The organism is Pseudomonas sp. A014 (genome assembly GCF_052378495.1).
Lineage (GTDB): Bacteria > Pseudomonadota > Gammaproteobacteria > Pseudomonadales > Pseudomonadaceae > Aquipseudomonas > Aquipseudomonas machongensis.
In genome coordinates, this window is the sequence record NZ_CP199001.1 from 4,732,918 (window position 1) to 4,757,638 (window position 24,721).

Consider the following 24,721-nt stretch of genomic DNA (forward strand, 5'->3'; position numbering starts at 1 on the left):
GAGCGGGTTTACCCGCGAAGAGGCCAGTGAAGGCAATAGAGATTCAGCTGTCAGCTAGCCTTCCTGCCGCCGCAAACGCCTGCAACTGAGGATAAAATTCACGAAAATCCGCCAGCAACGGCTCATACAGCCGCTCCAGCTCATCCATCACCCCAGCCATCCCTTCCGGCCGCGACAAGCGCCGGGCAATGCCATTGAATACCTGCTCCAGCGTGGCGAAATCACCATAGGCTCCCAGCCAGTCATCCGCTGCCATGAACGGCGCAATGCGTGCCAAGCGCCCCGGCAACTGCGGCTCGGCCAGCAGCACTCGATAAAAGCTATCGGTAAACTGCGCCAGCGGCTGCTCGGCGTAATCCGCCCAGTGCCGTGCCAGGCAGTGATCGAAGAACACGTCGAGCACAATCCCGGCAAACCGCCGACGCTCCCGCGGGAAACGCGCCAGCGCCGCCAGCACCAGCGGGTGGCTGTCGGTGTAGCGATCGATCTGTCGATGCAACCGGATTGCCGCCTCCAGCTCAGGCGCAAAGCGCCCTTCGAGCGGGCCTTTGACGAAATCGCCGTACAGGCTGCCGAGCAGTTGCTGCGGCGCGGAGCCGCCAAGGTGCAGGTGTGCGAGGTAGTTCATGGCGGCATTCTATCACCGTGGACATTTATATCGTTATAACGCGATATAGCGATTTCAGCTGAGCTCAGAACCTCTTCATATTTGTATATCGCGAAATACCGATTTATATTTCGCCCTATCGCGATATACCGCTACATACCACGAGCCCAACCATGCCTCTCGACCTCGACGAAATAATAAAAGCCCTGGCCCATCCGGTCCGCCGAGACATCCTCAACTGGCTGAAGAACCCAGCGGCGCAATTCCCCGACCAGCACCACAGCACCGAATTCGGCGTCTGTGCCGGGCAGATCGATCAACGCTGCGGCCTGTCGCAGTCGACCGTCTCCGCCCACCTGGCCACCTTGCAGCGCGCAGGCCTGATCAGCAGTCAGAAGGTCGGGCAGTGGCATTTCTTCAAGCGCAACGAGGAAACCATCCAGGCCTTCCTCGAGCAGATGAGCCAAGAGCTCTGACAAGGACCTTGCAATGCCCCTTTCACTGTTGATCCTGGCGCTGAGCGCCTTTGCCATCGGCACCACCGAGTTCGTCATCATGGGCCTGCTGCCCGATGTGGCGCGCGACCTGGGGGTGAGCATTCCCGGCGCCGGCTGGCTGGTGACCGGCTACGCCCTGGGCGTGGCGATCGGTGCGCCGTTCATGGCCCTGGCCACGGCCCGTCTGCCACGCAAGGCGGCATTGGTAGTGCTGATGGGCGTGTTCATCGTCGGCAATCTGCTGTGTGCCGTGGCCAGCGACTACAACCTGCTGATGTTCGCCCGCGTGGTCACCGCCCTGTGCCACGGTGCCTTCTTCGGTATCGGCTCGGTGGTCGCGGCCAGCCTGGTGCCGGCCAACCGCCGCGCCTCGGCCGTGGCCCTGATGTTCACCGGCCTGACCCTGGCCAACGTGCTCGGCGTGCCACTGGGCACCGCCCTCGGCCAGGTCGCCGGCTGGCGCTCGACCTTCTGGGCCGTGACCGGCATCGGCGTGATCGCATTGATCGGCCTGATCCGCTTCCTGCCCCTGCAACAGGATGCCGAAAAGGTCGACATGCGTGCTGAACTCGCCTCCCTCAAGGGTGCCCGGATCTGGTTGTCGCTGAGCATGACCGTACTGTTCTCGGCCTCGGTGTTCGCCCTGTTCACCTACGTCGCGCCACTGCTCGGTGATGTTACCGGCGTATCGCCACGTGGCGTGACCTGGACCCTGGTGCTGATCGGCCTGGGCCTGACCCTGGGTAACATCCTCGGAGGCAAGCTTGCCGATCGCCGCCTCGCCGCCACGCTGGTGGGCGTGTTCGCCACCATGGCGGTGGTCTCCACCCTGTTCAGCTGGACCAGCAACGCGCTGGTGCCCGCCGAAATCACCCTGTTCCTCTGGGCCACCGCTGCCTTCGCCGCCGTTCCGGCGCTGCAGGTCAACGTGGTCACCTACGGCAAGGATGCGCCGAACCTGGTCTCGACCCTGAATATTGGCGCTTTCAACCTGGGCAACGCCCTGGGCGCCTGGGTCGGCGGCAGCGTCATCGCCCATGGCCTGGGCCTGACCAGCGTACCGCTGGCTGCAGGTGCCCTGGCTGTCCTGGCGCTGATCGTCACCCTGATCACTTTCAACCAGCGCGGCGACAACGACGCCGAACTGGCCGCTGCATCCAACTGACCTACGCGAGGCTTGCGATATGACCACGCTTTTCGATCCGATCACCCTGGGCGACCTCGAGCTGCCCAACCGCATCATCATGGCCCCGCTGACCCGCTGCCGCGCCGACGAGGGCCGCGTGCCCAACGCACTGATGGCCGAGTACTACGTGCAGCGCGCCAGCGCCGGCCTGATCCTCAGCGAAGCCACTTCGGTCACGCCGATGGGCGTCGGCTATCCCGACACCCCCGGCATCTGGTCCAACGACCAGGTCCGTGGCTGGCTCAACGTGACCCAGGCCGTGCATGGCGCCGGCGGGCGCATCTTCCTGCAACTGTGGCACGTGGGGCGCATCTCCCACCCGTCGTACCTGAACGGTGAGCTACCGGTGGCGCCAAGCGCGATCCAGCCCAAAGGCCACGTCAGCCTGGTGCGTCCGCTGAGCGACTACCCGACTCCACGTGCGCTGGAAACCGAAGAAATCGCTGACATCGTCGAGGCTTACCGGACCGGTGCCGAGAACGCCAAGGCTGCTGGTTTCGACGGCGTGGAAATCCATGGCGCCAATGGTTACCTGCTCGATCAGTTCCTGCAGAGCAGCACCAACCAGCGCACCGACCAATACGGCGGCTCGCTGGAAAACCGTGCCCGCCTGCTGCTGGAAGTGACCGACGCGGTGGTCGGTGTGTGGGGCGCCAAGCGCGTTGGCGTGCACCTCGCACCACGGGCCGATGCCCATGACATGGGCGACGCCGACCGCGCCGAGACCTTCACCTACGTTGCCCGTGAACTGGGCAAGCGCGGCATCGCCTTCATCTGCTCGCGGGAAAAAGAAGCCGACGACAGCATCGGCCCGCTGATCAAAGAGGCGTTCGGCGGCCCCTACATCGTCAACGAACGCTTCACCAAGGCCACCGCCAACGCAGCACTGGCCAGCGGCAAGGCCGATGCCGTCGCCTTCGGCATCCCGTTCATCGCCAACCCTGACCTGCCAGCACGCCTGGCAGCCGATGCGCCGCTGAACGAGCCGCACCCCGAGACGTTCTACGGCAAAGGGCCAGTGGGCTACATCGACTATCCGCGGATGTAACGCACAGGCTGAAAAAAAGCCCGCCCCCACACCTGGTCGTGGGGGCGGGCTTTCTTTTAACGCGCGCAGGCGATCAGGGCCGCGCGTTGATCTGCTGCTGCAGGTTCTGGATCTGGCTCTGCAAGGTGTTGAGGCTGCGGGTGGTCTGACCACGGAAGGCATCGAACTCCTGCACCGACGCGCCACCGGCAGCCGCGCTGGATGGACGGTTGTCCGCCTGGCTCTTGAGCACCAGCACATCCTGCTCCAGGCTCTCGATCGCAGCGCCTTGCTTCTTCATCGCGGCCACCTCGCTGCTCAGGCTCTGGAGCTGGCCATCGAGCTTGCCGCCATCGACCTGGCCCGACTTGAGCGCTGTCAGTTCCGTATTCACGGCCTTGAGCTGCGCCTGCAACTGGGTCTGCAGTTCGGTCACCGCCTTCTGCTGCTCGCGGGTATCGGCCAGCACCTGCTCCAGGCGCTTGCCCAGATCGCCGGCCTGACCAGCGACGCCTTCCTGCTGCTTGCCCTGCTCGGCAAGACTGGCCTGCAACTGGCGAATCTGCAGTTTCAGGGCTTCGCTGCCAGTGCTGCTGTTCGACTCGCTGGCATCGACCTTGCCGCTGATCGCCTGCAGGCGGCCGGCAGCTTCCTCGCTGATGCGGGCAAAGCTCTCCTGAGTGGCCACCAATTGCTGCTCCATCAGCGAGATCTGCTGGAAGCTCCACCAGCCGAGCCCGGCCAGGGCAATGAACGAGGCCAGCAGCAGCGCCCACAGCGGGCCGTTGCTGGCCGGGCGCGCGGCTTTCTGGCGGCCGCGGGCCACGTGAGCCGGAAGCAGTTCATCATCGTCAGGCGTACCCGCCCTCAGGACCGGCACATCATCGAAATCATCGTGGGCATCGTTGCGCATGGGTAGGTTCGACCGCACTAATAGCAAAAAGACATATTATAAACCGCCCGGGCGGCGCACTGATGACCATCGCCCGCCCGACAGGTTCACTGCTGCCCCGGAAGGTGCTGCCACCAGCCGCAGAATTCATCCAGCGCGGTCCACAGGCTGACCTTGGGGCGGTAGTCGAGATTATGCCGGGCGCGGCTGATGTCGAGGGTGAAATCCTTGCTCATCACCTGCATCGCGGTACGTGTCAGGGTGGGTTGCGGCCGGCCGGGCCAGAGCATGCAGGCGGCCTCATTGACAGCTGCGAGGCTGTAGGCGAGGCGATAGGAGCGGTAACGGGTGACTTGCGGCAACTGCATCTGGCGCATTACATAATTCACCACGTCCCACAGTGGCAGTGGCTGGCCGTTGCTGATGTTGTAGGCCTGGCCCAGCGCCTGCTCTTCGGCGAACAGGGCGCTGAGCAGCGCCTCGTTGAGGTTGTGCACACTGGTGAAGTCGACCTTGTTCAGGCCGTTGCCGATGATCGCCAGACGTCCCTTGCCCTGCATCCGCATCAGCCGCGGGAAGATGCTCGCATCACCTGCGCCGGTGACGAAGCGCGGACGCAGGGCGAGCACTTCGAGGCCGAACTCCTGGGCACCGAAGACTTTCTGCTCGGCCAGGTGCTTGGTCAGCGCATAGTGATCGTGAAAACGCCGCGGCACCTGGTCCTCGCGAATGTCCAGGCGCGAGCGGCCAGTGAAGTAGATCGACGGCGACGACAGGTGCACCAGGCGCCGCACATGTTCTTTCAGGCAACCCTCGACCACGTTCTCGGTGAGCACCACGTTGCCATGATGAAAATCCTGATAACGCCCCCAGTTGCCCACCGCCCCCGCGCAATGCACCACGGCGTCGACCCCCTGGCACAGACGGCGCGCCACCTCGGCGTCGCCCAGGTCGCCCGGAATGAACTGCGCCCCGCGCTTGACCAGGTGCTCCACGCCTTCGGCACGGCGGCCGTTGACCCGCACCTGCAGGCCCTGCTCCAGGGCAAAACGCGCAAAGCGCCCGCCAATGAAGCCGCTCGCGCCGGTGACCAGAATTCGCATGTAAGACTCCGCCTTGCCAGATTACAGATGCAGTTGACGCCGCCCGTGCCTACAACGGCACCAGCCAACCTGGCGCCGCCTGGCGCAGGTGTTCTGTCAGTTGTGCGAGCAGTTGCCCGCCGTTGCGCCAATGATGCCAGTACAACGGCACATCGATGGGAGTATCGCTGCAGATTTCCACCAACTGGCCACTGGCCAGTTGTTCGCGGGCCTGCAGTTCAGGCACCAGGCCCCAACCGAGCCCGGCTTCGGTCAGACGCAAAAAACCCTCGGACGACGGGCACAGGTGATGCAGGAAACCGTCCTCGATCCCCAGTGACGCCAGGTAGCGGTGCTGCAGGAAATCGTCAGGCCCGAAGACAACCGCCGGTGTGCGGGCCAACCGCGCCACCTCGAACCCCTGCGGAAAATACCGCGCCATGAACGCCGGGCTTGCCAGCGCGCGATAGCGCATCGCCCCCAACGGCTGGCTGCGCGCCCCCGCCACCGGGCGCTCGCTACCGCACAGGCAGGCCGCCACCTCGCCGGCACGCATGCGCCGCAGGCCGACTTCCTGATCTTCGACCACCAGGTCCAGCAGCAAGCGTTGCCCGGCACAAAAATCCCCCACTGCCCCGGCCCACCAGGTCGCCAGGCTGTCAGCGTTGAGAGCGATACGTAGACGTTCGGGCATGCCCTCTTCATCCAGCGCCGGGACCTGGCGCTGCAGGTCACGCTCGAGCAGGCGCACCTGCTGCACGTGGTTGAGCAACTGGCGACCGACATCGGTCGGGCTCGGTGGCGTGGCACGCACCAGCACCGGCTGGCCGACACGCGCCTCCAGCAGCTTGATGCGTTGCGAAATGGCCGACTGCGAAAGCCCCAGTACCTGGGCGGCGCGCTCGAACCCGCCTTGTTCGATCACGGCGGCGAGGGCGGCGAGCAACTTGTAGTCGAACATCGATTTTCCTAATGCCGGATGAGTACTATTTGTTTTTCTTATACAGCGCCCTTACCGACAATAGCCAGCATCTTCTTGTGAATCCGCGTCGCCCTCCAACGGCGGCGCCCGTGGAGTGTTCCCGTTATGTGGCAAAGTTACCTGAACGGCATGCTGGTGGCCTTCGGCCTGATCATGGCCATCGGCACCCAGAACGCCTTTGTCCTGGCCCAGAGCCTGCGCCGCGAACATCACCTGCCAGTGGCACTGTTGTGCGTGCTGTGCGACGCGATCCTGGTGGCGGCTGGAGTGTTTGGCCTGGCGACGGTGCTGGCGCACAACCCGACCCTGCTCGCCGCCGCACGCTGGGGCGGTGCGCTGTTCCTGATCTGGTATGGCGCCAAGGCCCTGCAACGTGCCTGCTCCAGGCAGAGCCTGGAACAGCAGCAAGGCCAAGGCCTGCGTTCACGCCGGGCAGTGCTGCTCAGTGCCCTGGCGGTGACCCTGCTCAACCCCCACGTCTACCTGGACACCGTGCTGCTGATCGGCTCGCTCGGCGCCCAGCAGACGGTGCCTGGTGCCTACGTCGCCGGAGCGGCGAGCGCATCGCTGGTATGGTTCTTCACCCTGGCCCTGGGTGCCGCCTGGCTCGCCCCCTGGCTCGCGCGTCCCGGGACCTGGCGGCTGCTGGACCTGATGGTGGCGGTGATGATGTTCGCCGTGGCCACGCAGTTGATCATCGGCTGATTCCCACTGGTCGCCGGGGCCCAACCGCTCTGGAACCTCTATTCCCTATAGTTGTTGCGTGGTTATGCGCGGGGGCTGGTGCTATGATCCAGCCCTTGCGTCGCAAAGAGTACAAACTCGCCGACGCTCATCGGGCCGCCCGTGATCGGCCTTGCGCAAACCGCAAACAGACCTGAATCAGGAGATCCACCATGGCTTTTGAATTGCCGCCGCTGCCCTACGCCCACGATGCCCTGCAGCCGCACATCTCCAAGGAAACCCTGGAGTTTCACCACGACAAGCACCACAACACCTATGTCGTGAACCTGAACAACCTGGTCCCAGGCACCGAATTCGAAGGCAAGTCGCTGGAAGAAATCGTCAAGACCTCCTCGGGCGGTATCTTCAACAACGCAGCTCAAGTCTGGAACCACACCTTCTACTGGAACTGCCTGGCACCGAACGCCGGCGGCCAGCCGACTGGCGCCCTGGCTGAAGCCATCAACGCTGCCTTCGGTTCCTTCGACAAGTTCAAGGAAGAGTTCACCAAGACTTCGGTCGGCACCTTCGGTTCCGGTTGGGGCTGGCTGGTGAAGAAGGCTGACGGTTCCCTGGCCCTGGCCAGCACCATCGGCGCCGGCAACCCGCTGACCAGCGGCGACACCCCGCTGCTGACCTGCGACGTCTGGGAGCACGCCTACTACATCGACTACCGCAACCTGCGTCCGAAGTACGTCGAGGCGTTCTGGAACCTGGTCAACTGGAAGTTCGTTGCCGAGCAGTTCGAAGGCAAGACCTTCAAGGCCTGATTCGTTCAGCGCTCTGAAAAACCCGGCCCTGGCCGGGTTTTTTTGTTTCCCGGGTCCAGGAAATGGAAAAACCACGGCTAATTTTCAAGCCTCCCGCGCGCCCTCTCTTGCTCCCCCTCAATAGCGCGCTAACATCAACCTTCTGGAAAGTTGATGCAGGACATTCAAGTCGCAAGGCCGCATAACCGATACAGTACTCAGGGTGCATCCAGCGACGGGCCCCTCGCCTGCCGCGGCAATCGGTCGATAGTGTATTGCCAAGGTTGATGGCAAAATAATGGCATGCGCATGGATTAAGGAAACCCCATTGAAGCTGGAATTTCGGAACAGCTTGTCGGTCAAGTTGCTCAGGGTCGTGCTGCTGTCGGCGCTCGCGGTGGGCGTCGTTCTCAGTTGTGCGCAGATCGTCTATGACACCTACAAGACCCGCCAGGCCGTCAACAACGATGCCCAGCGCATCCTCGACATGTTCCGCGACCCCTCCACCCAAGCGGTCTACAGCCTCGACCGAGAGATGGGCATGCAAGTCATGGAGGGTCTGTTCCAGGACGAATCGGTCCGCATGGCCTCCATCGGCCACCCCAATGAAACCATGCTCGCGCAGAAGTCCCGCCCCCTGCAGGACATGCCCCTGCGCTGGTTGACCGACCTGATCCTCGGCCAGGAGCGCACCTACACCACCCAGCTGGTCGGCCGCGGCCCCTACAGCGAATACTACGGCGACCTGAGCATCACCCTCGATACCGCCAGCTATGGCGAGGGCTTTCTGGTCAACGCGGTCATCATCTTCATTTCCGGCGTGCTGCGCGCCCTGGCCATGGGCCTGGTGCTCTACCTCGTGTACCACTGGCTGCTGACCAAACCGTTATCGAAAATCATCGAGCATCTCACCCAGATCAACCCCGACCGCCCCAGCCAGCACCAGATTCCCCAACTCAAGGGCCACGAACGCAACGAACTGGGCCTGTGGGTCGACACTGCCAACCAGTTGCTGGCCTCCATCGAACGCAACACCCATTTGCGCCACGAGGCGGAAAACAGCCTGCAGCGCATGGCCCAGTACGACTTCCTGACCGGCCTGCCCAACCGCCAGCAACTGCAACAGCAACTGGACAAGATTCTCGTCGATGGCGGGCGCCTGCAGCACCGTGTGGCCGTACTGTGCGTGGGCCTGGACGACTTCAAGGGCATCAACGAGCAGTTCAGCTACCAGGTCGGCGACCAGTTGCTGCTGGCCCTGGCCGACCGCCTGCGCGCCCACAGCGGCCGCCTCGGCTCCCTCGCCCGCCTGGGTGGCGACCAGTTCGCCCTGGTGCAAGCCAACATCGAGCAGCCCTACGAGGCCGCCGAGCTGGCCCAGAGCATTCTCGACGACCTGGAAGTGCCCTTCGCCCTCGATCATCAGGAAATCCGTTTGCGTGCCACCATCGGCATCACCCTGTTCCCCGAAGACGGCGACAGCACCGAGAAGCTGCTGCAAAAGGCCGAACAGACCATGACCCTGGCCAAGGCCCGCTCGCGCAACCGCTATCAGTTCTACATCGCCAGCGTCGACAGCGAGATGCGTCGGCGCCGAGAGCTGGAAAAAGACCTGCGCGAGGCGTTGCCGCGCAACCAGCTCTACCTGGTGTATCAACCGCAGATCAGCTACCGCGACCACCGCGTGGTCGGCGTCGAAGCGCTGCTGCGCTGGCAGCATCCGGAGCTGGGCATGGTACCGCCAGACCAGTTCATCCCGCTGGCCGAACAGAACGGCAACATCATCGCCATCGGCGAATGGGTGCTCGACCAGGCCTGCCGCCAGTTGCGCGAGTGGCACGACCTGGGTTTCAGCGAGCTGCGCATGGCGGTCAACCTGTCGACCGTGCAACTGCACCACAACGAGCTGCCGCGGGTGGTCAACAACCTGCTGCAGGCCTATCGCCTGCCGCCGCGCAGCCTGGAGCTGGAGGTGACCGAGACCGGCCTGATGGAAGACATCAGCACCGCCGCCCAACACCTGCTGAGCCTGCGCCGTTCAGGGGCGCTGATCGCCATCGACGACTTCGGCACCGGCTACTCCTCGCTCAGTTACCTGAAGTCGCTGCCGCTGGACAAGATCAAGATCGACAAGAGCTTCGTCCAGGACCTGCTGGACGACGATGACGACGCCACCATCGTTCGCGCCATCATCCAGCTGGGCAAGAGCCTCGGGATGCAGGTCATCGCCGAGGGCGTGGAAACCGCCGAGCAGGAAACCTACATCATCGCCCAGGGCTGTCACGAGGGTCAGGGCTACCACTACAGCAAGCCGCTGCCCTCGCGCGAGCTGACCGCCTTCCTCAAGCACGCCCAACGCAACCAGGTCTCGGCACTCTGAGCGTGGTCGTCATTGACGACCCTGGAAACGACATTTGCACGAAAAGCACGGCCAACCCTTTACACCAAATGCAAATCTTTCGCATTATGTTGCGGTTTCGCGTGCCACGGTGCAGCGCTTCCAACACATGGTCCAACCAAACGACGCAGGGAAACCAACAATGATTCGAATGCCTCTGGCCTCCGCCAGTCTGCTGGCCATCGCCATCGCTCTCGCCGGCTGCGGCGAAGGCAAGGACGACAAGGCCGCCGCTCCGCAAGCCCAGGCACCTGCCGCCAGCACTGCTGCCGCACCTGGGGCTGTCGATGAAGCTGCTGCCCAGGCCGTGGTCAAGCACTACGCCGAAATGGTCCATGCCGTGTACAGCGACTCGCTGAGCACCGCCAAGCAACTGCAGACCGCCATCGACGCGTTCCTGGCCAAGCCCAACGATGAGACCCTGAAAGCCGCCAAGGACGCCTGGGTCGCTTCCCGCGTTCCTTACCTGCAGAGCGAAGCCTTCCGCTTCGGCAACACCATCATCGACGACTGGGAAGGTCAGGTGAACGCCTGGCCCCTGGACGAAGGCCTGATCGACTACGTCGACAAGAGCTACGAGCACGCCCTGGGCAACCCGGCTGCCAACGCCAACATCATCGCCAACCCTGAGATCCAGGTCGGCGAAGACAAGATCGACGTCAAGGAAATCACGCCCGAGAAACTGGCCAGCCTGAACGAGCTGGGCGGTTCCGAAGCCAACGTCGCCACCGGCTACCATGCCATCGAATTCCTGCTCTGGGGCCAGGACCTCAACGGCACGGGCCCAGGCGCAGGCAACCGTCCGGCTTCGGACTACCTCGAAGGCCAGGGTGCCACCGGTGGTCACAACGACCGTCGCCGCGCCTACCTCAAAGCCGTCACCGACCTGCTGGTCAGCGACCTCGAAGAGATGGTCGGCAACTGGGCACCGAACGTCGCCGACAACTACCGCGCTTCGCTGGAAGCCGAGCCGGTCAAGGATGGCCTGCGCAAGATGCTGTTCGGCATGGGCAGCCTGTCGCTGGGCGAACTGGCGGGCGAGCGCATGAAGGTCTCGCTGGAAGCCAACTCGCCTGAAGACGAGCACGACTGCTTCAGCGACAACACCCACTGGTCGCACTTCTACGACGCCAAGGGCATCCGCAACATCTACCTGGGCGAGTACACCCGTCCGGACGGCTCCAAGGTCAGCGGCCCGAGCCTGTCGTCGCTGGTGGCCAAGGTCGACCCGGCCACCGACGCCACCCTGAAGGCCGACCTGCAGGACACCGAAGCGAAGATCCAGGTGATCGTCGACCACGCCCTCAAGGGCGAGCACTACGACCAGCTGATCGCTGCCGATAACGCTGCAGGCAACCAGGTGGTGCGCGACGCCATCGCCGCGCTGGTCAAGCAGACCGGTGCCATCGAGCAGGCCGCTGGCAAGCTGGGCATCGACAACCTGAACCCGGACACCGCAGACCACGAGTTCTGATGCCAGGGTGAAGGTTTGAAAGGGGCGGCCTTCGGGTCGCCTTTTTCATATCCGGGTTTGCGCTGACCAAACCCGCCCCTTCGCGAGCAAGCCCGCTTCCACTGGTGCCGGTGGGAGCGGGCTTGCCCGCGAAAGGGCCGCCAGCGGATTCAGCAGGCAATTGCAAATTGCTCTTATTCAAACATCCCCATTTTGCTAAGCTTGCACGCCGGTTTTTCGCTCACGCCCAGGATTCTCGATGTCCTCGTCGCTGTCCCGACTCCCACTTCTGCTGATGGTCACCGTCCTGGCCGCCTGTGACGACGCTCCGCGTTTCACCCAGGCCGAGCCCGGCGAAGCGCTGTCCGGCGGCAAGGCGACGATCCTGCGCAGCGACCGTAACGCCTTCTCGATGCCCTCGGCCAACCTCACGCCCGAGCGCCGCCTGGATTTCAGCGTCGGCAACAGCTTCTTCCGCAATCCCTGGGTGATCGCACCTTCGACCACCACTGCACGCGATGGCCTGGGCCCGTTGTTCAACACCAATGCCTGCCAGAACTGCCACATCCGCGACGGCCGAGGTCATCCGCCAGAGGCCGATGCCCGCAATGCCGTGTCCATGCTGGTGCGTCTGTCGATCCCCGACCAGCCGCAGTTCATCAAGGAAATCGAACGCCTCGGCGTGGTTCCCGAACCGGTCTACGGTACGCAGCTGCAGGACATGTCGATCCCCGGCGTAGCTCCGGAAGGCAAGGTGCGGGTCAGCTACGACAGCGAGACCGTCACCTTCAAGGATGGCCACCAGGTCGAACTGCGCCGCCCGACCGTGGAGATCACCCAGCTCGGCTACGGCCCGATGCACCCGGACACACGCATGTCCGCCCGCGTCGCCCCGCCCATGATCGGCCTCGGACTGCTCGAGGCCATCCCGGAGGCTGCGCTTTTGGCCAACGAAGACCCGGATGATCGCAACAACGACGGCATCCGCGGCCGCGCCAACCGGGTCTGGGACGATGCCCAAGGCAAGACCGTGGTCGGCCGCTTCGGATGGAAAGCCGGGCAACCCAACGTCAACCAGCAGAACGTCCACGCCTTCGCTGGCGACATGGGCCTGACCAGCACCCTCAAGCCCGAGGACGATTGCACGCCGGCGCAGGTCGAATGCCGCGCCGCGCCCAACGGCGACGGTGACGACGGGGAAAAGGAAGTCAGCGACAACATCCTGCGCCTGGTGACGTTCTACACCCGCAATCTGGCGGTGCCTGCACGCCGCGAGGTGAATTCGCCGCAGGTGCTGGCCGGCAAGAACCTGTTCTTCCAGGCGGGTTGCCAGGGCTGTCACACACCGCAGTTCACCACGGGTAGTGACAACGTCGAGCCAGAACTGGCCAACCAGGTGATCCGGCCCTACAGCGACCTGCTGCTGCACGACATGGGCCCAGGCCTTGCCGACAACCGTAGCGAGTTCGCCGCCGGTGGCCAGGATTGGCGCACGCCGCCGCTGTGGGGCATCGGCCTGACCGAAACCGTCAGCGGCCACACCCAGTTCCTCCATGACGGTCGCGCCCGCAATCTGCTCGAGGCCGTGCTCTGGCACGGCGGCGAAGCCGAGGCTGCACGCCGTCACGTACTGACCTTCAATGCCGAGCAACGCGCCGCGCTGCTGGCTTTCCTGAACTCACTTTAAACGCGCAAGGAGCCGGGCATGTTCCGACCCAAACTGTTGTTCACCAGCCTCGCCGCCATCGCCCTGGGCGCCTGCTCGCCGCAGGACCCGCAAGCCGTGACCTCCGCCGCCATCGCCCAGCAGGTGATCCTGCCGACCTACAGCCGTTGGGTCGAGGCCGACCGCCAACTGGCCGCCAGCGCCCTGGCCTATTGCGAAGGCAAGCAGAGCCTGGACACCGCCCGCGCCGACTTCCTCAACGCGCAGAAGGCCTGGGCCGAACTGCAGCCGCTGCTGGTCGGCCCATTGGCCGAAGGCAACCGCGCCTGGCAGGTGCAGTTCTGGCCTGACAAGAAGAACCTGGTCGGCCGCCAGGTCGAGCAACTGGTCAGCGGCGACAAGCCGGTCGACGCAGACAGCCTCGGCAAGGCCAGCGTCGTGGTCCGTGGCCTGTCGGCCTACGAGTACATCCTCTTCGACAGCAAGCCGGACATCGCCACCGCAGAGCAGAAAGCCCGCTACTGCCCGCTGCTGGTGGCCATCGCCGAGCACCAGAAAGCCCTGGCCGAAGACATTCTCAAGAGCTGGAACAGCACCGATGGCATGCTGTCGCAGATGACCAAATTCCCCAACCAGCGCTACGCCGACTCGCATGAAGCGATCGCCGACCTGCTGCGCGCGCAGGTCACCGCCCTGGACACGCTGAAGAAGAAACTCGGCGCCCCCATGGGCCGTCAGAGCAAGGGTATCCCTCAGCCGCTCCAGGCCGAAGCCTGGCGCAGCCACTCCTCGCTCAAGAGCCTGGAGGCTTCGCTCAAGGCCGCCGAAACCGTCTGGACCGGGGTCGACAACAAAGGCCTGCGCGGTCTGCTGGGTAAAGATCAGAGCGCGCTGGCGCAAAAGATCGACGATGCCTACGCCAGCGCTGCCAAACTGCTGGCTGACAACCAGAAGACCCTGGGCGAACTGCTCGCCGACGATGCCGGCAAGCAGACCCTCAACCAGATCTACGACAGCCTCAACGTCGTCCACCGCCTGCACGAAGGCGAGCTGGCCAAGGCGTTGAATATCCAGCTGGGCTTCAATGCCAACGACGGTGACTGATCATGCTGCGACGCCAGGCCCTCAAACTCGGTAGCGTGCTGCTCAGCGCCCTGACGCTCGGCGGCTGGACCCTGCTGCGCAACAAGGGCAGCGAGCCGCTGCTGCTGTCGGCGCGTGACGATGCCGATGGCGGCCACCATGCCGTAGGCTACCGCCTCGACGGCACCCAGGTGTTCGCCACCCAGGTGGCCCAGCGTTGCCATGCAATCATTCATCACCCCGAACAGCCGGTCGCCCTGTTCGTCGCCCGTCGACCAGGTACCGAAAGCTACCTGATCGACCTGCGCGACGGGCGTCTGCTGCAGACGATCACCTCGCAACCGAACCGGCACTTCTATGGCCACGCCGTCATCCACAAGGATGGCGAGTGGCTGTACGCCACCGAGAACGACACCACCGACCCCGGGCGCGGCGTGCTCGGGGTCTACCGTTTCGAGGGCCAGCGCCTGGTACACAGCGGCGAGATCCCCACCCATGGCGTCGGCCCCCATGAAGTGGCCTGGATGCCCGACGGCGAGACCCTGGTGGTGGCCAACGGAGGCATCCGCACCGAGGCCGAAAGCCGGGTAGAGATGAACCTCGACGCCATGGAGCCGAGCCTGGTGCTGATGCAGCGTGATGGCACGCTGCTTAGCAAGGAGACGCTGGCCCAGCAGATGAACAGCGTGCGCCATCTCGCGGTGGGCAACGACGGCACCGTCCTTGCCTGCCAGCAGTTCATGGGAGGTGCTGAAGAAACCGCCGAACTGCTGGCGATCAAGCGTCCGGGCGAGGCGTTCAAGGCCTTCCCGGTGCCGGAGCGGCAACTGCAGTCGATGGCCCAGTACACCGCCAGTGTCGCCGTGCACAGTGACCTGCGCCTGGTGGCACTGACCGCGCCGCGGGCCAACCGCCTGTTCATCTGGGACCTGGACAGCGGCGCGGTGAAGCTCGATGCGCCGATGCCCGACTGCGCCGGGGTCGGCGCGGTGAAGGACGGCTTCGTCGTCACCTCGGGGCAGGGGCGCTGCCGCTATTACGACTGCCGCAAGGCAGAGCTGGTCGGGCAGCCCATGAATCTGCCATCCGGGCTTTGGGACAATCACCTGCATCTGGTCTGATTCAGCACTGGCCCACCGCCCCTACCGCGGGGCAAGCCCGCTCCCACAGGTCCGGCATCCACGGGTAGTGGGAGCAGGCTCGCCCTGCGATAGGGCCTGCCCAGTCGATACATCTCCCACTTCCCGAAAAACAGTCAATACTTGCCTTCATCCGCACGTGGGCAGGATCGCCCGTGGTCGTGCCATACCCATAACAATCACATCCAAGGAACCGGACCATGCTACGCCGCCGCATGCTGATCATGTTGGCCGTGGTGCTGCTGATCGTGCTCGCCCTGGGGGGCATCAAGGCCTTTTCGATCTACCGCCAGATCCAGGTCTTTTCCGCTCCCAAGCCCGCGATCAGCGTCGCTGCCGCCAAGGCCGAGCAACGCCAGTGGCAGGAACGCCTGCCGGCGGTCGGCAGCCTCAAGGCGCTGCAGGGCGTCGAACTCAGCCTGGAAGTGGCCGGGACGGTAAAGCACCTGCATTTCGATTCCGGACAACAGGTCAAGGTCGGGCAACTGCTGCTGGAACTCGACAGCGAACAGGAGGCCGCGCTGCTGGGCACCGCGCAGGCCGACCTGGGCCTGGCCAAGGTCGATTTCGGCCGCGGCAGCCAACTGGTAGGCGACTCGGCCATCTCCCGCGGTGAATTCGACCGCCTCACCGCCCAGTACCGGCGCAACCAGGCCGTGGTCGAACAACTCAAGGCCTCGCTGGCCAAGAAAAGCATGAAGGCGCCCTTCAGCGGCACCATCGGCATCCGCCAGGTGGATGTCGGCGACTATCTGGCCAGCGGCACGGTGATTGCCACGCTGCAGGACCTCTCCAGCCTCTACGTCGACTTCAACGTACCCGAACAGGCGCTACCGCAGTTGTCCCTCGGCCAGCAGGTGCTGGTGCAGGTGGCGGCTTTCCCCGGCCAGACCTTCCCTGCCCGCCTCAGCGCAATCAACCCCAAGGTCGAGGAAAGCACGCGCAACCTGCTGCTGCGCGCCACCCTGGCCAACCCGGATGGCAAGCTGCTACCGGGCATGTTCGCCAGCCTGCTGGTATTGCTGCCCGATCCTCAATTGCAGGTGGTGGTGCCGGAGAGCGCGATCACCTACACCCTCTACGGCAACTCGGTGTATGTGGTCGGCGAGAAGAAGGCCGACGACGGCCAGGCCCATCTGGTCGCCGCGCAGCGCACCGTACAGACCGGCGAGCGCCGCGATGGCGTGGTGGTGGTGCGCAAGGGGCTGCAGGCTGGCGAACAGGTGGTCACCGCCGGACAGCTCAAGCTCAGCCCGGGCGCTGCGATACGTATCAGCCAGGACCCGCCCTTGTCGCCCGCCGACGCCCAAGGCGCGGCGGCCCCCCACTGACGCGGAGGCTGGCATGGCATTCACCGACCCATTCATCCGCCGCCCCGTACTCGCCAGCGTGGTCAGCCTGCTGATCCTGCTGCTCGGCTTCCAGGCCTGGAGCAAGCTGCAGATCCGCCAGTACCCGCAGATGGAAAACGCCCTGATCACGGTGACCACCGCCTATCCCGGCGCCAACGCCGAGACCATCCAGGGCTACATCACCCAACCGCTGCAGCAGAGCCTGGCCAGTGCCGACGGCATCGACTACATGACCTCCGTGAGCCGCCAGAACTTTTCGGTGATCTCGGTCTACGCGCGCATCGGTGCCGATACGGATCGCCTGTTCACCCAACTGCTGGCCAAGGCCAACGAGGTGCGCAACAAACTGCCGCAGGACTCCGAAGACCCGGTCCTGAGCAAGGAGGCGGCCGATGCCTCGGCGCTGATGTACATCAGCTTCTACAGCAGCGAAATGAGCAATCCGCAGATCACCGACTACCTGTCACGGGTCATCCAGCCCAAGCTTGCGACCCTGCCAGGCATGGCCCAAGCCGAAATCCTCGGCAACCAGGTGTTCGCCATGCGCATCTGGGTCGATCCGGTGAAGCTGGCCGGATTCGGCCTTTCGGCCACCGATGTGACCAGCGCGGTGCGCCGCTACAACTTCCTGGCTGCCGCCGGCGAGGTGAAGGGCGAATACGTGGTCACCAGCGTCAATGCCACCACCGAACTGAAGTCCGCCGAAGCCTTCGCCGCCCTGCCGGTCAAGACCGTCGGCGACAGTCGCGTGCTGCTCGGCGATGTGGCGCGCATCGAGATGGGCGCAGAGAACTACGACACGGTCAGCTCCTTCGACAGTATCCCGTCGGTGTACATCGGCATCAAGGCCACGCCATCGGCCAACCCGCTGGAGGTGATCAAGGAGGTGCGGCGAATCATGCCGGACCTGGAAAGCCAGCTGCCCTCGGCACTGAAAGTCTCTATCGCCTACGACGCCACGCTGTTCATCCAGGCCTCCATCGATGAAGTGATCAAGACCCTCGGCGAAGCGGTGCTGATCGTCATCGTCGTGGTGTTCCTGTTCCTCGGTGCGCTGCGCTCGGTGCTGATCCCGGTGATCACCATCCCGCTGTCGATGATCGGCGTGCTGTTCTTCATGCAGATGATGGGGTATTCGCTGAACCTGCTGACCTTGCTGGCCATGGTCCTGGCCATCGGCCTGGTGGTGGATGACGCGATCGTCGTGGTGGAGAACATCCACCGCCATATCGAAGAGGGCAAGACGCCGTTCGACGCTGCCCTCGAAGGCGCGCGGGAAATCGCCATGCCGGTGGTGTCGATGACCATCACCCTGGCGGCGGTGTACGCACCGATCGGCTTCCTCACCGGGCTGACCGGCGCGCTGTTCAAGGAGTTCGCCCTGACCCTGGCGGGCGCGGTGGTGATCTCCGGCATCGTGGCCCTGACCCTGTCACCGATGATGTGCGCCCTGCTGCTGCGCCCCGAGCAGAGCGAGAAAGGCCTGGCCCATCGCCTGGACCAGATCTTCGAGCGTCTGAAAGTGCGTTACCAGCGCCTGCTGCACGGCACCCTCGACAGCCGCCCGGTGGTCATCGTCTTCGCCGTGATCATCCTGTGCCTGATCCCGGTACTGCTCAAGTTCACCCAGAACGAGCTGGCGCCCAACGAAGACCAGGGGGTGATCTTCATGATGAGCAGCTCGCCGCAGCCGGCCAACCTGGATTACCTCAACGCCTATACCGACCGTTTCACACCGCTGTTCAAGACCTTCCCCGAGTATTACTCCTCGTTCCAGATCAACGGTTTCAATGGTGTGCAAAGCGGTATCGGCGGCTTTCTGCTCAAGCCCTGGAACGAGCGCGAACGTACTCAGATGCAACTGCTGCCGCTGGTGCAGGCCAAGCTCGAGGACATCGGCGGACTGCAGATCTTCGGCTTCAACCTGCCATCGTTGCCGGGCACTGGCGAAGGCCTGCCGTTCCAGTTCGTGCTCAACACCGCAGGCGACTACCCAGCCCTGCTGGAAGTGGCACAGCGCGTCAAGGAGCGCGCCCAGACCTCGGGCAAGTTCGCCTTCCTCGACATCGACCTGGCCTTCGACAAGCCCGAAGTGGTGGTCGATATCGACCGGGCCAAGGCGGCGCAGATGGGGGTGTCGATGGATACCCTCGGCGCAACGCTGGCCACCCTGCTGGGCGAGGCGGAAATCAACCGTTTCACCCTCGAAGGGCGCAGCTACAAGGTGATCGCCCAGGTCGAGCGGGCCTACCGCGACAACGCCGGCTGGCTGAACAACTATTACGTGAAGAACGAGCAGGACCAGTTGCTGCCCCTGTCGACCCTGATCACCCTCAGCGAGCGGGCCCGACCGCGCCAGCTCAACCAGTTCCAGCAGTTGAACTCGGCGATCATCCAGGGCGTACCGATGGTCAGCATGGGCGAGGCGCTGGATACCATCCGCGGCATCGCCCGCGAGGAGGCGCCGGAGGGCTTCGCCTTCGACTATGCCGGCACCGCGCGGCAGTTCGTCCAGGAAGGCAGTGCCCTGTGGGTGACCTTCGGTCTGGCCCTGGCGATCATTTTCCTGGTGCTGGCAGCACAGTTCGAAAGCTTCCGCGACCCGCTGGTGATTCTGGTGACCGTACCGCTGTCGATCTGTGGCGCACTGCTGCCGCTGTTTCTTGGCGTCTCGAGCATGAACATCTACACCCAGGTCGGGCTGGTCACGCTGATCGGGCTGATCAGCAAGCACGGCATCCTGATCGTCGAGTTCGCCAACCAGTTGCGCGAGGAAAAGGGCCTGGGGGTGCGCGAGGCGATCGAGGAAGCCGCGGCGATCCGTCTGCGGCCGGTACTGATGACCACCGCAGCAATGGTATTCGGCATGGTGCCACTGATCCTGGCGACGGGTGCCGGCGCCGTGAGCCGGTTCGACATCGGTATCGTGATTGCCACCGGCATGTCGATCGGCACGCTGTTCACCTTGTTCGTGCTGCCCTGCGTATACACCTTGCTGGCGCATCGGACGGTGGCGGATGAGCGCCAGGGGAGCGGCGGCACAACCTCAAGCCTGGAAAAACCACAAACCCATTAGCCAGAAACAACAAGGCCCCGCATCTGCGGGGCCTCGTGCCTGGGGCTCAACCAAACGGCCGCAGCCCCTGGCGCATCCCGAACAGGAACAACAGCAGATCATGATCCGGCTGAGCCTGGGCCTGCGCCTGCTCTGGCTTTGTCACCCGCGGCGTGGCGCACTGCCCCGCCGCATCGCTCTTGCTGAACACGGTCGGCCGTGGCACCTCCCAGGCCGCCACGGCTACGCTGGTCACGCCAAGCGCGGCCACCAGGAACAAAGCTCGAGCTATTTCTAGTTTCATCAACCTAACCCTTTGACAGCGCTGCCAAACGCCCTCTCATAAAAGTAGAGCAGGGTTTGCCACTCCGCTTCATTGAACGACGAATGGCGGCGCAGCTGGCGCAGGTCGTTGTAGGCCGCGCGCTGGCAACTGATGCGGCGGCGGCACTTCTCCAGGTCCAGCAGGGCCACTTCGGCCCGCGCCTGCTCACCTTCACCGCTCACCTTGACGAACACATGCTTGCCGTACAGGCAGCCGTGCTGCCAGTGGCCCAGATGCATCCGCGCCAGGTTGTCAGCCAGGTCCTTGAGCATGCGCTCATGCAGCACCTGCGGGTAATGCTCGCGAGCGCCCTGGGCGTGCCAGGTGTCGAGATCGACGAATCCATCCAGCGCCTCACTGACCAACAGTGCCCGCCACTGGTGCTCGGCATCGCGTTCTGCACCAGCAAAGACGATGCGCGGCACCCGCACTCCCAACTGCTCGAAGCTGTTCAGGGCGTCCAGCTCGCGCAATACCGTGGGGCGGCCGAAGGGGTGCAGCAGGCTGCGGTAGATATGCCCGACCTGGCGCTTGGCATAGAGCAGATGGCCGTTGCCATCATCCAGGCGCTGCACGCCACTTTCACCGCCACGTCGCTGATTGGGCTCCTCGACCCATTCCCCCTGCTGTTGCCAGTAGTAGTCGAATTGCGACACCTGCCCCTGAGTTGCTGCCATGAATCCCTCACCCCTTTCGCAATACATAGACTCGCCACATGGCATAGAACGGCAGGAAGTCGAGACGTTCCTGAATCCTGAACCCTGCTGTCACAAATTCTTCTTCAACCGTAGCAGCAGGTAACACAAAGCGATTCTGGTAACTGTCCTGCTCCGCCTTGGCGCTGCGTCGTTGTTCGAGCTTCTTGCGCCGCCATGCCTTGAAATTGCCATCCACCCACAGCGACAGGATCACGCTATCGCGGCTAACTCTTTGAAATTCAGAAAGAATTGTCTTGCGATGGGCCGGATCACCGATGTGGTGGAACAATCGCATGCAGAAAATGCTGTCTACCGAGTTGTCCGGCAGGTCAATGGCAAAGGCTGAGGTTTGCAAAGGGCGTACCCGCTCGACCACCGCTGGCGGTTGCGACGCACAGGCTGTCTCGATCATCGCAGCGGAATTGTCTGCACCGATGATCACGCGGTTGGGTTTTTCTGCCAGCAGCGGCCAGAAACGGCCGGCGCCGCATGGCAGGTCGAGCACCAGGCCCGGCTCGCCGGCCAGTGTCAGGGCGCGGCGAGCAAGTTGCTCGTCACGCGTGTGGGAAAGTCGACGGGCCAGGCCATCCTGATGCTTGATGAAGTACTCACGGGCGTGCTGCTGATCGTACTTTTCGGAAAATTCGAGTTTGATAGGGCTACGCATGGGACATCTCCTGACTCAATGCCGACCACATTAGGTGGGCAAGCGTTGGCATCAGGTCATCGCCATGTGAAAAAACTGTCACACGAAAGGGTTAAATCTTACGAAGCATTACACAACATTCTGCATCGGGGCCGCCGTACGGCCCCGGTTTCTACTGCAGTGTTGTGTCGATTTCCTGCTCATGCGCCAGCGTGGTGCCCTGGCTCAGGTCTACCTGGAAGCGGCAGCCGTGGGGCGCGGTGGCGGTCAGGGTCACGCGCCAGCCCTGGTCGTCGCAGATCCGCTGCACCAGCGAAAGCCCCAGGCCGAGCCCCTCGCCACGTCGCTCGTCGCCACGCACGAAGGGCTTGAACATAGCCTCGCGCTGCTCCTCGGGAATGCCCACGCCGCTGTCCTCGACACTGAAACCGCGGGCCTCGAGGCTCAGGCGGATATAACCGGTATCGGTGTAATGCGCTGCGTTGCGCAGCAGGTTGCCCATCACCGATTGCAGGAAGGTGGCGTTGTACAAGGTCGGGCTGGCACTGACACGGCCATCGTAGTAGAGCGTCAGGCCCTTCTGCTCGATGGTGTCGCGCCACACGCCGATCAGATCATCAGCGACCTCGCGCAGGCTGGCCCGCGAGGCCACCGCACCTTCGTCACGCTGGGCCCGGGCCAGCATGAGGAAGGTCTTGACCAGTTCGCGCATCTCCTCGGTGGCACGGGCGATCCGTTCCACCTGGGCGCGTGACCGACTGTCCAGGCCGGTGTTCTCCATCAGCAGTTCGCAGGAAGTCGCGAGCACCATCAATGGGGTGCGCAGTTCGTGGCTGACATCGCTGGTGAACAGTCGCTCGCGGGTCAACGCATCGCGCAAGCGACCAAGGGTATCGTCGAACGCCACCGCCAACTGCCCGACTTCGTCGGCGGCATAGTCCGGCGCAAGCGGCGGCGCCAAACCGAGCAACTGGTCACGATGGCGAACCTGACGCGCCAGACGAATCACCGGCGCCATGACCCGACGCGCCAGCAGCCAGCCAAGGAATGCCGCCAGCACCAGGCTGAGCAGGAAGCCCACCACCACCACGGCGAACAGCACCCGCTCACGCTCCTCGAAATCGCTCTGGTCCTGCAACAGTACATAGCGACGACCGTCCACGACCTCGACCATGGCGTGGTAGGAGAGCTGGTCGCGGAACACTTCATGGAAGCCGGCATCGAGGTGACGCAGGTCCTTGGGCAACTCGAAATCATCGCGACCGCCGCTGAAGTAGAACAACTGGTCAGGGCGCGGGCGGTGGCTCCAGTCACTGACGCTGTCCATGCGCAGCAGACGCTGCAGATCCCCCCCCAGCACCGAGGAAATCAGGCGTTCTTCGACCAGGTGAACAGTGGCGACGATGCCGAAGGCAAACGCGCCAGCGACCAGCGCGCTCATCAGTGCAAAGGCAATGATGATGCGCTGGGCAAGGCTCTGCTTAAACTCCATCGCGACCCTCGGCGAGGCGATAGCCGACGCCATGGACGGTATGCAGCAGGGGCTTTTCGAACGGCTTGTCGATCACCTGGCGCAGTTGGTGGACATGGCTGCGCAAGCTGTCGCTGTCGGGGCAGTCGTCGCCCCACAGGGCTTCTTCGAGGACTTCGCGGCGCAACACGTGCGGGCTCTTCTGCATCAGCACCGCCAGCAACTTCAGGCCGACCGGGTTGAGTTTGAGCAGCTTGCCCTGACGGGTGACTTCCAGCGTGTCGAGGTCGTAGCTCAGGTCTGCCACCTGCAGCGTACGCCGACCACCGCCCTGGGCGCGACGCAGCACCGCCTCGATGCGCGCGGCCAATTCGGACAGGGCGAAAGGCTTGAGCAGGTAATCGTCGGCCCCAGAACGGAAGCCCTGCAGGCGATCGTCCAGCTGGTCGCGGGCAGTCAGCATGATCACCGGGGTGTCGCGGCGGGCGTCTTCGCGCAGGCGCTTGCACAGGGTGTAGCCATCGATGCCGGGCAGCATGATATCGAGCACGATCAGGTCATAGTGTTCGGTCGCGGCCAGGTGCAGGCCCGACAGGCCGTCCTGGGCGCAGTCGACGGTGTAGCCTTTCATGCCCAGGTAATCAGCCAGGTTGGCGAGGATATCGCGGTTGTCTTCAACCAGTAGAATGCGCATCGGGGTCTCCTGTGCGGCGCTTCGCTGTGCGCGGCAGGCGCAGCTTACGGCCATTGGCCAGGCATCGCCAGCCTTGGTGGAAAAACAGCGTAACTGACGCTTTTTTCACTGATCCTTCACACACAGAGCATAGCCGCGGACCGAAAATGCCCGATCTTTCGTGCCTTCCCCCTTGCCTGTGGAGCCTTCATGCACACCGCCCGACCCCGCCCGATCAACCTCTGGCTGTACCTTGGCATCCCCCTGGCTACCGCACTGGTTCTGCTGCTGCTCGAGGCCACATCGCTGGACATGGACGTGGCCAACCTGATGTTCGATCCGTCCGTGGGTCAATTCATCGGGCGCCATAGCTACTTCCTGGAGACCATCCTGCATGACCGGGTCAAGCAGGCGGTGATCGGTGTCGGGCTGCTGGCGGTAGTGGCGTTCATCGCCAGTTTCTTCTGGTCACGCCTGGGCAGTTGGCGTCGCGAACTGGGTTGCCTGGTGCTGGCCCTGGGGCTGTCCACCGGTTTTGTCACGCCGCTCAAGCAACTGACGGCGGTGCAGTGCCCGTGGAGCCTGACCCAGTTTGGCGGCAAGGAAACCTACAGCAAACTGCTCGAAGCGCGGCCAGCGACCGACAAACCAGGGCTGTGCTGGCCCGGCGGCCACGCAGCGACCGGCTTCAGCCTGTTCGCATTGTTCTTCGTGCTGCGCGACCGCAAGCCACGCCTGGCACGTGGTGCCTTCGCCCTCGCGGCAGGTGTCGGGGTGATGCTATCGGTAGGCCGGATGATGCAGGGCGCACACTTTCTCTCGCACAACGTCTGGACCGCCGTGTTCTGCTGGTTGATCGGATTGGGCTGCTATTACCTGGTGCTCTATCGCAGGGGGATGGCAAGGGTGACCGTGGCTGAACGCGGCATTGCCTGAATCGACGCAGGTCTGGCACACGCGCATGAAAAAGCCCCGCACAAGGCGGGGCTTTTTCATGCAGCTAGGGCCAGGGCTGGC

General features: G+C 63.9%; 22 protein-coding genes. 13 read left to right on the plus strand and 9 right to left on the minus strand.

Annotated elements, in window-relative coordinates:
* Window positions 1-43: 43 nt before the first annotated feature.
* Window positions 44-628: an acyl carrier protein phosphodiesterase gene (locus tag ACTYOL_RS22030; RefSeq protein WP_444757055.1), complete on the minus strand. Its 585-nt coding sequence runs from the start codon at window positions 626-628 to the stop codon at window positions 44-46.
* A gap of 152 nt (window positions 629-780) precedes the next feature.
* Here ACTYOL_RS22030 and ACTYOL_RS22035 point away from each other — a divergent pair, with 152 nt between their 5' ends.
* From ACTYOL_RS22035 to ACTYOL_RS22045, 3 genes are read left to right on the plus strand one after another with little or no spacing between them, the layout of a single operon-like run.
* Window positions 781-1,083 (plus strand): ArsR/SmtB family transcription factor, encoded by a 303-nt coding sequence (locus ACTYOL_RS22035; RefSeq protein ID WP_054893811.1) that lies wholly within the window; start codon window positions 781-783, stop codon window positions 1,081-1,083.
* A gap of 13 nt (window positions 1,084-1,096) precedes the next feature.
* Window positions 1,097-2,269, plus strand: a complete 1,173-nt coding sequence (locus ACTYOL_RS22040; RefSeq protein ID WP_054893812.1) for an MFS transporter — start codon at window positions 1,097-1,099, stop codon at window positions 2,267-2,269.
* A 19-nt stretch (window positions 2,270-2,288) separates the two neighbouring features.
* A complete protein-coding gene (locus tag ACTYOL_RS22045) occupies window positions 2,289-3,338 on the plus strand; it encodes an alkene reductase (RefSeq protein ID WP_054893813.1) in 1,050 nt (349 codons plus the stop codon).
* A gap of 73 nt (window positions 3,339-3,411) precedes the next feature.
* On the opposite strand, the gene ACTYOL_RS22050 is transcribed toward ACTYOL_RS22045, so the two are convergent.
* The 3 genes from ACTYOL_RS22050 to ACTYOL_RS22060 all read right to left on the minus strand — a co-directional run bounded on the left by ACTYOL_RS22050 (window position 3,412) and on the right by ACTYOL_RS22060 (window position 6,252).
* Window positions 3,412-4,230 (minus strand): ATPase, encoded by an 819-nt coding sequence (locus ACTYOL_RS22050; protein ID WP_444757056.1) that lies wholly within the window; start codon window positions 4,228-4,230, stop codon window positions 3,412-3,414.
* Between the two features lie 86 nt (window positions 4,231-4,316).
* The gene (locus ACTYOL_RS22055) at window positions 4,317-5,312 is read right to left on the minus strand and encodes an NAD-dependent epimerase/dehydratase family protein (protein WP_065864208.1); all 996 of its coding nucleotides are present in this window, start codon (window positions 5,310-5,312) and stop codon (window positions 4,317-4,319) included.
* A 49-nt stretch (window positions 5,313-5,361) separates the two neighbouring features.
* Window positions 5,362-6,252 (minus strand): LysR family transcriptional regulator ArgP, encoded by an 891-nt coding sequence (locus ACTYOL_RS22060; protein ID WP_063545988.1) that lies wholly within the window; start codon window positions 6,250-6,252, stop codon window positions 5,362-5,364.
* A gap of 126 nt (window positions 6,253-6,378) precedes the next feature.
* On the opposite strand from ACTYOL_RS22060, the gene ACTYOL_RS22065 reads away from it, so the two are divergent.
* The 9 genes from ACTYOL_RS22065 (at window position 6,379) to ACTYOL_RS22105 (ending at window position 19,912) form a co-directional block, all read left to right on the plus strand.
* Window positions 6,379-6,978, plus strand: a complete 600-nt coding sequence (locus ACTYOL_RS22065; protein ID WP_153773172.1) for a LysE/ArgO family amino acid transporter — start codon at window positions 6,379-6,381, stop codon at window positions 6,976-6,978.
* A 191-nt stretch (window positions 6,979-7,169) separates the two neighbouring features.
* The gene (locus ACTYOL_RS22070) at window positions 7,170-7,766 is read left to right on the plus strand and encodes a superoxide dismutase (protein ID WP_054893818.1); all 597 of its coding nucleotides are present in this window, start codon (window positions 7,170-7,172) and stop codon (window positions 7,764-7,766) included.
* A gap of 307 nt (window positions 7,767-8,073) precedes the next feature.
* The gene (locus tag ACTYOL_RS22075) at window positions 8,074-10,125 is read left to right on the plus strand and encodes a putative bifunctional diguanylate cyclase/phosphodiesterase (RefSeq protein WP_063545989.1); all 2,052 of its coding nucleotides are present in this window, start codon (window positions 8,074-8,076) and stop codon (window positions 10,123-10,125) included.
* 160 nt (window positions 10,126-10,285) lie between these two features.
* The gene (locus ACTYOL_RS22080) at window positions 10,286-11,617 is read left to right on the plus strand and encodes an imelysin family protein (protein WP_153773173.1); all 1,332 of its coding nucleotides are present in this window, start codon (window positions 10,286-10,288) and stop codon (window positions 11,615-11,617) included.
* Between the two features lie 238 nt (window positions 11,618-11,855).
* Window positions 11,856-13,283: a di-heme oxidoreductase family protein gene (locus tag ACTYOL_RS22085; RefSeq protein WP_200603573.1), complete on the plus strand. Its 1,428-nt coding sequence runs from the start codon at window positions 11,856-11,858 to the stop codon at window positions 13,281-13,283.
* 18 nt (window positions 13,284-13,301) lie between these two features.
* The gene (locus tag ACTYOL_RS22090) at window positions 13,302-14,366 is read left to right on the plus strand and encodes an imelysin family protein (RefSeq protein WP_151925147.1); all 1,065 of its coding nucleotides are present in this window, start codon (window positions 13,302-13,304) and stop codon (window positions 14,364-14,366) included.
* Window positions 14,367-14,368: 2 nt separating this feature from the next.
* A complete protein-coding gene (locus ACTYOL_RS22095; RefSeq protein WP_153773175.1) occupies window positions 14,369-15,466 on the plus strand; it encodes a DUF1513 domain-containing protein in 1,098 nt (365 codons plus the stop codon).
* A 218-nt stretch (window positions 15,467-15,684) separates the two neighbouring features.
* A complete protein-coding gene (locus ACTYOL_RS22100) occupies window positions 15,685-16,815 on the plus strand; it encodes an efflux RND transporter periplasmic adaptor subunit (RefSeq protein ID WP_444757057.1) in 1,131 nt (376 codons plus the stop codon).
* A gap of 13 nt (window positions 16,816-16,828) precedes the next feature.
* Window positions 16,829-19,912 carry a multidrug efflux RND transporter permease subunit gene (locus ACTYOL_RS22105; protein WP_444757058.1) on the plus strand — a complete coding sequence of 1,028 codons (3,084 nt, stop codon included), beginning with the start codon at window positions 16,829-16,831 and terminating at the stop codon, window positions 19,910-19,912.
* A gap of 46 nt (window positions 19,913-19,958) precedes the next feature.
* On the opposite strand, the gene ACTYOL_RS22110 is transcribed toward ACTYOL_RS22105, so the two are convergent.
* The 5 genes from ACTYOL_RS22110 to colR all read right to left on the minus strand — a co-directional run bounded on the left by ACTYOL_RS22110 (window position 19,959) and on the right by colR (window position 23,725).
* Window positions 19,959-20,195 carry a hypothetical protein gene (locus tag ACTYOL_RS22110; RefSeq protein ID WP_054893826.1) on the minus strand — a complete coding sequence of 79 codons (237 nt, stop codon included), beginning with the start codon at window positions 20,193-20,195 and terminating at the stop codon, window positions 19,959-19,961.
* Window positions 20,195-20,893: a lipopolysaccharide kinase InaA family protein gene (locus tag ACTYOL_RS22115; RefSeq protein WP_054893827.1), complete on the minus strand. Its 699-nt coding sequence runs from the start codon at window positions 20,891-20,893 to the stop codon at window positions 20,195-20,197. Before ACTYOL_RS22115 ends, ACTYOL_RS22110 begins: the two co-directional genes overlap by 1 nt.
* A gap of 7 nt (window positions 20,894-20,900) precedes the next feature.
* Entirely contained in the window at window positions 20,901-21,581 is a 681-nt protein-coding gene (locus tag ACTYOL_RS22120) for a class I SAM-dependent methyltransferase (RefSeq protein WP_112899077.1), read from the minus strand.
* A gap of 151 nt (window positions 21,582-21,732) precedes the next feature.
* Window positions 21,733-23,052 (minus strand): sensor histidine kinase, encoded by a 1,320-nt coding sequence (locus ACTYOL_RS22125; protein ID WP_112899078.1) that lies wholly within the window; start codon window positions 23,050-23,052, stop codon window positions 21,733-21,735.
* Entirely contained in the window at window positions 23,042-23,725 is a 684-nt protein-coding gene (colR, locus tag ACTYOL_RS22130) for a two-component system response regulator ColR (RefSeq protein ID WP_054893830.1), read from the minus strand. Before colR ends, ACTYOL_RS22125 begins: the two co-directional genes overlap by 11 nt.
* 189 nt (window positions 23,726-23,914) lie before the next feature.
* On the opposite strand from colR, the gene ACTYOL_RS22135 reads away from it, so the two are divergent.
* Window positions 23,915-24,640 carry a phosphatase PAP2 family protein gene (locus tag ACTYOL_RS22135; protein ID WP_444757059.1) on the plus strand — a complete coding sequence of 242 codons (726 nt, stop codon included), beginning with the start codon at window positions 23,915-23,917 and terminating at the stop codon, window positions 24,638-24,640.
* Window positions 24,641-24,721 lie beyond the last annotated feature (81 nt).

Coding starts and splice junctions, on each gene's coding strand:
- ACTYOL_RS22030 (WP_444757055.1), bottom strand. CDS start 628: ATGAACTACCTCGCACACCTGCACCTTGGCGGCTCCGCGCCGCAGCAA.
- ACTYOL_RS22035 (WP_054893811.1), top strand. CDS start 781: ATGCCTCTCGACCTCGACGAAATAATAAAAGCCCTGGCCCATCCGGTC.
- ACTYOL_RS22040 (WP_054893812.1), top strand. CDS start 1,097: ATGCCCCTTTCACTGTTGATCCTGGCGCTGAGCGCCTTTGCCATCGGC.
- ACTYOL_RS22045 (WP_054893813.1), top strand. CDS start 2,289: ATGACCACGCTTTTCGATCCGATCACCCTGGGCGACCTCGAGCTGCCC.
- ACTYOL_RS22050 (WP_444757056.1), bottom strand. CDS start 4,230: ATGCGCAACGATGCCCACGATGATTTCGATGATGTGCCGGTCCTGAGG.
- ACTYOL_RS22055 (WP_065864208.1), bottom strand. CDS start 5,312: ATGCGAATTCTGGTCACCGGCGCGAGCGGCTTCATTGGCGGGCGCTTT.
- ACTYOL_RS22060 (WP_063545988.1), bottom strand. CDS start 6,252: ATGTTCGACTACAAGTTGCTCGCCGCCCTCGCCGCCGTGATCGAACAA.
- ACTYOL_RS22065 (WP_153773172.1), top strand. CDS start 6,379: ATGTGGCAAAGTTACCTGAACGGCATGCTGGTGGCCTTCGGCCTGATC.
- ACTYOL_RS22070 (WP_054893818.1), top strand. CDS start 7,170: ATGGCTTTTGAATTGCCGCCGCTGCCCTACGCCCACGATGCCCTGCAG.
- ACTYOL_RS22080 (WP_153773173.1), top strand. CDS start 10,286: ATGATTCGAATGCCTCTGGCCTCCGCCAGTCTGCTGGCCATCGCCATC.
- ACTYOL_RS22085 (WP_200603573.1), top strand. CDS start 11,856: ATGTCCTCGTCGCTGTCCCGACTCCCACTTCTGCTGATGGTCACCGTC.
- ACTYOL_RS22090 (WP_151925147.1), top strand. CDS start 13,302: ATGTTCCGACCCAAACTGTTGTTCACCAGCCTCGCCGCCATCGCCCTG.
- ACTYOL_RS22095 (WP_153773175.1), top strand. CDS start 14,369: ATGCTGCGACGCCAGGCCCTCAAACTCGGTAGCGTGCTGCTCAGCGCC.
- ACTYOL_RS22100 (WP_444757057.1), top strand. CDS start 15,685: ATGCTACGCCGCCGCATGCTGATCATGTTGGCCGTGGTGCTGCTGATC.
- ACTYOL_RS22105 (WP_444757058.1), top strand. CDS start 16,829: ATGGCATTCACCGACCCATTCATCCGCCGCCCCGTACTCGCCAGCGTG.
- ACTYOL_RS22110 (WP_054893826.1), bottom strand. CDS start 20,195: ATGAAACTAGAAATAGCTCGAGCTTTGTTCCTGGTGGCCGCGCTTGGC.
- ACTYOL_RS22115 (WP_054893827.1), bottom strand. CDS start 20,893: ATGGCAGCAACTCAGGGGCAGGTGTCGCAATTCGACTACTACTGGCAA.
- ACTYOL_RS22120 (WP_112899077.1), bottom strand. CDS start 21,581: ATGCGTAGCCCTATCAAACTCGAATTTTCCGAAAAGTACGATCAGCAG.
- ACTYOL_RS22125 (WP_112899078.1), bottom strand. CDS start 23,052: ATGGAGTTTAAGCAGAGCCTTGCCCAGCGCATCATCATTGCCTTTGCA.
- colR (WP_054893830.1), bottom strand. CDS start 23,725: ATGCGCATTCTACTGGTTGAAGACAACCGCGATATCCTCGCCAACCTG.
- ACTYOL_RS22135 (WP_444757059.1), top strand. CDS start 23,915: ATGCACACCGCCCGACCCCGCCCGATCAACCTCTGGCTGTACCTTGGC.